The organism is Neobacillus rhizosphaerae (genome assembly GCF_050477885.1).
GTDB lineage: Bacteria > Bacillota > Bacilli > Bacillales > Cytobacillaceae > Neobacillus > Neobacillus rhizosphaerae_A.
The window spans coordinates 1-5669 of record NZ_JBCNAC010000169.1; the positions used below are offsets into that span (position 1 = coordinate 1).

Annotated in this window: 2 protein-coding genes; one reads left to right on the top strand and one right to left on the bottom strand. The window is 46.2% G+C overall.

Features of this window, described 5'->3' with window-relative positions; all coding sequences use genetic code 11:
* The first annotated feature begins 250 nt into the window (after positions 1-250).
* Positions 251-5374: a hypothetical protein gene (locus tag ABES03_RS22830; protein WP_430121017.1), complete on the top strand. Its 5124-nt coding sequence runs from the start codon at positions 251-253 to the stop codon at positions 5372-5374.
* Positions 5375-5378: 4 nt separating this feature from the next.
* Here ABES03_RS22830 and ABES03_RS22835 read toward each other — a convergent pair.
* A partial coding sequence (locus ABES03_RS22835) for a hypothetical protein (RefSeq protein ID WP_430121019.1) occupies positions 5379-5669 on the bottom strand: 291 nt, incomplete at its 5' end.

Below are 5669 nucleotides of genomic sequence, written 5' to 3' on the forward strand. Positions count from 1 at the left end.
CAAGATAGTCAGAAGAAGCTTTAACTTCTGACAAAGATGAGCAAGAAACGAACAAGATAGTCAGAAGAAGCTTGAACTTCGGACAAAGATGAGCCCAAAACCATCAAGATAGTCAGAAGTCGTCTTAACTTCTGACAAAGATGGGCAAGAAACCATCAAGATAGTCAGAAGAAGACTTAACCCCAGAAGAGACTAGCAAGAAAAACAAAAGAACTTTTTCAAAAGACCACCGAGCAAAGGAGTGTGAATCATGTTTTCAAAAAGGAAATCTAAGCTGACGCGGCTGATGGCCGTCGTTCTGGCCATCATGCTTATCGGCTATAACATACCTGTTGGTGTCATCACCAAGGCGTTTGCCCAAACAGGCACTAACCAAAAGGTATTCACCTTGGAAATCTTAGAAAATGGTACCCCCGTTCCCGACCAGGAAATTACTGGACATAACGCCAATAATGAGGTCAGTGTAACGGGCACAACGGACAAGGACGGCCTGGTCGAGTTCCCGGAACTCACCAATGCCCCATTCGATAAAAACAATCAGTTTGAGTTTTTAGTAGCTTCAAAGACTTTTTCCATCGTGCTAACAGAGGGAACCACTGACCACTATACTTACGATGTGGCTACTGAAAAACTAACTCTCGTAGAAGAACCACCTGCACCGCCGGTGAAAGCGAAATACACAGTGACCATCAACCAAACCGGTTCTGGTCAAGTCAAACTAAACGACATCGACTACACAACCCCTGCCCAATTTGAGGAAGGGACAAAGGTAGACGTTGCTATTTCTCCGGACCCGAATTACGAGATTAAGTCCGTAAAAGTGAATGGGGAAGAAAAGAAGGTCACGAACAACGAAGGATACATAGAAACAATCGATGCCCTTTCGGCGGATACCTCGATTGATGTCCAGTTTGTGTTGAAAACCTACACGATTTCTTTTTCTAGCTATAAAAATGGAACCGTCAAGGATGAGCAAAACCAAACGATTAACTCTGACGGCGGGACGGTCAAGGTTCAGCATGGCGCCGATTCTTCGTTTACCGTTACCCCGACAACAGGCTACCATCTTGGAAACATCCAGATTGATGGAGCGCCTATTAATCTAGAGGAAGAGCTGACACCGACCAAGGACGGTTATAAGTACACTTTTTCAAAAGTGACAGAAAACCATCAGGTAGTCGTGACATTCGCGATCAATACCTATCAGGTAACCGCCTCTGTCCAAGGGGACCACGGAACGATTGAACTCGAGCAGTCTGTAGTTGACTATGGCACTGACGCGAAGGCCGTGATTACGCCAGAGGATAACTCCTACAAAGTTGCTGCCCTAAAGGTAAACGGTACAGCAGTCGACCTCACCAACAACGACAACTTTGTGGATAATAACGACGGCACGAGCTACACCTACACCGTGAAAAATGTGACCAAGGATACGACCATTGAAGTATCGTTTGAGCGGATTGCGATGCTAGAAGGGGATTGGGAATCGTACGTCTCCATCACACCTGCTTCTGGTTCGCTGCTCAAATCGTATAAAGAGGGCAATAATGAGATTCGTGTCTACTCCAAAGACGCGATCGTCGTGGTATCGGCAGTTGACCCGTACTTTCGAGTCGATATCTCGGATTCGATTAAGCACTGGAAAGGGAATTATATTTTACGAGATTCAACTACGATTAAAAGATTGCTAGTCGCGAAGGGGCCTTTTGGCGGAGAGGAAGTCAAGCTGCCTGGTCATTTAATTCTGTTGTTTGATACAGAAGGGCCAACGGTAGAGGAACCTACCGTAAAGGGTGACAACGAAGCGATTGTGGATGATGAGACCTGGTTCAGTGGCGGCATCACAGTTTCAGGTAAAATCGACAACACGGAGCAGATCTTTGATGGCGTGACTTTTTCGACTCCTATTGAAAAGGTGTATTACCAGAAGGGGCCTTATACTCCGTATGAGCCGGGCAAAGAAGCTACCTTTAATGCAGAGAAAAATAGCTATTCCTTCCAGCCCGACGATGAAAGGTACAGCGGGATCTATAGCATTTGGGCGGTGGACCAAGCAGGGAACGCATCAACCGTGAAGACGGTTCAAGTCAATATTGATAAAAAGGAACCGACGCTATATGACGGGGAAGCCGTTACCTTTGAACAGAAGAACGATGATTATTTTTCAAAAGTTTTAAACTTCCTTTCGTTTGGAACATTTTTCAATAAAGAAGTGGAAGTTACTGTTCGAGTGAAGGACGATGCCTCTGGTGTTGAGGCGATTTCACTAAAAACGAGCGATGAGAAGGTCGTTCCACAGCAGGTAGAGTTTGAGAATGATGGACTTTTTGCTCAAGCGAAGTTCACGGTGGATGCGGAAAGCTTCAAGGGGACGTTCCATGTCACCGTGACGGACCATGTGAAAAATAAAAACGCTGAGCCGTACCTGGTGACGAAAGACAACTCGAATATCGAGGCCGACAACAGTGGCGTCGTGATGATTGAGAAGGGGGCACCTTCTGCCAAGGTCGAGGTTACTCCTAAAGAGAACGTTTATGCCAATGGAGACGCGTACAATGGGGATGTCACCTTTGATGTAACCGTACAAGATGCGGAATCAGGCATTAACACGGTTGCCGTAGATGTGAACGGTAAAAAAATGGAATACGATTATTCGGACATGACGGAGAAGCAGACGTATACGTTTGCGACGAATGATCCTGGTGTTGCCATTCATGAAGATGGAACGTATGTAGTTTCAATCTATGTGGTGGATAACGCAGGGAATACGAACAAGGTCGAAAAAACCATCCATATCGATAAAAAGGCTCCAGCCATCACGGACTTCAGTTTCTTAACGAAAAATGATCAGGGCAGCTATGAAAAGGTAGAACAAACCGTCACGCTGAAGGATTCGGTTGAACTGACGGGGTATGGTTATTTTTTCAAAAAGCCAACGCGGGTGAGCGTGAAGGCAGAGGATCCTGAAGTAGCTTATGAATACACGAGTAACGTTAAATCGATGATTGTGTATTTGAAAGATTACGAGAGTGGAAAGTTCTATGCAGTGCTAGCCGATGGTTCTTTTAAAGAAATAGCTGAGTCTGGTGTTGATAAAATTACACCGGTTCCTACAACAGGCGAATTTACTTTCGCTGTGCCAGAGGCGTTCAAGGGACAGATTTTTTCAAAAGCAACGGATCAGGTCAATAACACGGGGAAGTTTGAAACCCCAGACGGGACCGTGATTGAAAATGAAAAGCAGCATGGGAAAGAATCGCATATTACGCTTGAAAAAGCGAAAACGAGTTATAAAGATGCGAACAACTTAGAGCTTTATGCAAAAAATGTAGATGTGAAGGTGAAGGTTGCGGATTCGTATTCAGGGATTCAGAAGGTGGAATGGTCGGTGGTTGCGCCTTATGATACGGCGAACAATCAGTCCGGCAGCCTGATGATTAACAATGATAAAACGTATGCGGCGGGAAGTTCGGTGGACGGTTGGAAGCAGACCAAGACGGATCTGAACCTTGTAACAGAACTGACGAAAACACTGACGGTAAAAAATAATAGCAATGGCATTGTGGTAAAGGTAAAAGTGACGGACCGGGCTGGGAACGTGTCCGAAGATGAGATGACGTTCAGCATCGACAAAACGGCACCATCGATTCAGGTGACCTATGATAACAACCAATCAGACCCGGCAAATAAGGATTTTTACAAGGAGGACCGCACCGCGACGATTGTGATTACGGAGCGTAACTTCCAAGCAAAAGATGTCGTCCATGCGATCACGAATACAGATGGTGTGATTCCGAAGTTGGTTGGCTGGACGACGAAGGTCAATACGAAGGATCCAGATCAAACCACGCATACGGCGACAGTAAAATATGCCGCCGATGGCGATTATACGTTTGATATCCAGTATAAGGATAATGCGGAGAATGCCGCGCCAGCTTTTGCCCAGCAGAAGTTTACGATTGATAAAACCAAGCCTGTGATCAAGGTGTCGTATAGTGGTGGTTCAGCGGCGAATGGCAATTATTATAAAGCCGCACGTACGGCGACGATTTCGATTACCGAGCATAATTTCGACACGAGCCGCATCAAGGTGTCAGGCACCGCAACGGATAATGGCAAGGGTGTGGCGTTCCCGGCAGTAAGCGGCTGGAGAACAAGTGGCGATGTGCATACGGCGACGATTCATTATTCGGCTGATGCTAAGTACCACTTTGACATTGATTATTCGGATATGGCTGGGAATATCGCGGCCGATTACAAAGCGGATGAGTTTTACGTGGACCAAACAGCGCCTAAGTTGGAGATTACCGGTGTGAAGGATCAGTCGGCGAATAAGGGCGATGTGATTCCGGTGATTACTTATTCCGATACAAATTTTAATAAAAATGCTGTTTCGATAAAGTTAGTTGGATCAAACAGAGGCGGAGTGACGCCAAGCGGCCGCTATGCAGATATGGCGAACGGCCAGATTTACACGTTCAATAATTTTGAGAAAAAGAAGGAAGTTGACGATATTTATATGTTGACGGCTGCGCTGGTGGATAAGGCGGGCAACCGGAGGACCCAAACGATTCAGTTCTCTGTCAACCGCTTCGGTTCTGTGTACGTTTTTGATGCAGCGCTGAAGAATATTGATGGCAAGTATGTTCAGGATGCAACGGATATCACTGTGACGGAAACGAATGTGGATAGCTTGAAGCCGGAAACGATGATGGTGAAGATGACGAAGAACGGGACGCCGACTGATTTAGCGGTTGGCAAGGATTATTCGGTCACGGCATCTGGCGGTAAGGGCAAGTGGAGTCAGTACAAGTATGTGATTAAGAAGTCGTTGTTCGCCGGCGATGGCAGGTATACGGTGGCGCTGTACTCTGAGGATGCGGCCGGCAACATTAATGAAACGATCGATGAGACTAAGAAGGCGGAGATCTCCTTTGGAATCGATAAGACGGCGCCTGTGATTGTTCCGATTGATATTGAGAGTGGGGAGCAGTACCCGGTTGAGAAGAAGTCAGTCACGGTCTCGATTAAGGATAATCTTGTTCTTAAGGGTGCTGAGATTTATGTGGATGATAAGAAGGTTGCCCATAAGGAAGAGGGAGAGAATTTCGTGTTTGATATTGGAAGCTCGAACTCTAAGCAGAATGTAAAGATTATTGCGGTGGATGCAGCGGGGAATGAGCTGACGTCCAAGGTCAATGACATTCTCGTTTCGACTAACCCAATCGTCCGTTGGTATAATAACACGCCTGTATTTGCTGGATCTCTTGGTGGAGTAGGCGGAATTGCTATTGCCATAGGAGGATACTTCCTCTACCGAAAACAGAAGAGTAAAGACGATCAAGATGAAGTAGAAGATCGAGTGGTAGGATAGGAGGTTAATAGACCATGTTTGGAGAAACATCTCTTGTGATTGTGCTGCTGGTAGCTAGTTTACTTGTTAACCTCATTACGCTGGTAATAGTAATTGTGTTATTTAGGACAAATGGGGCGGAGGCAAGCAGAAAAGAAGGACGAGGAGGATCAGCGCAAGTAGAAGCTGCAGCTTCTACTGCACCTGTATCCGGTATCGTCTTCTGTCGAGCGTGTGGAAACCAATTCGACTCAACCAGCCTGGCCTGCCCGAGCTGCAAGACAGTGAGATAAACGAAAAAAAGGGGACAGTCCCC

Bases quoted from the DNA above. Each gene is read 5' to 3' on its own strand.
- ABES03_RS22830 (WP_430121017.1), top strand. From the start codon at position 251: ATGTTTTCAAAAAGGAAATCTAAGCTGACGCGGCTGATGGCCGTCGTT.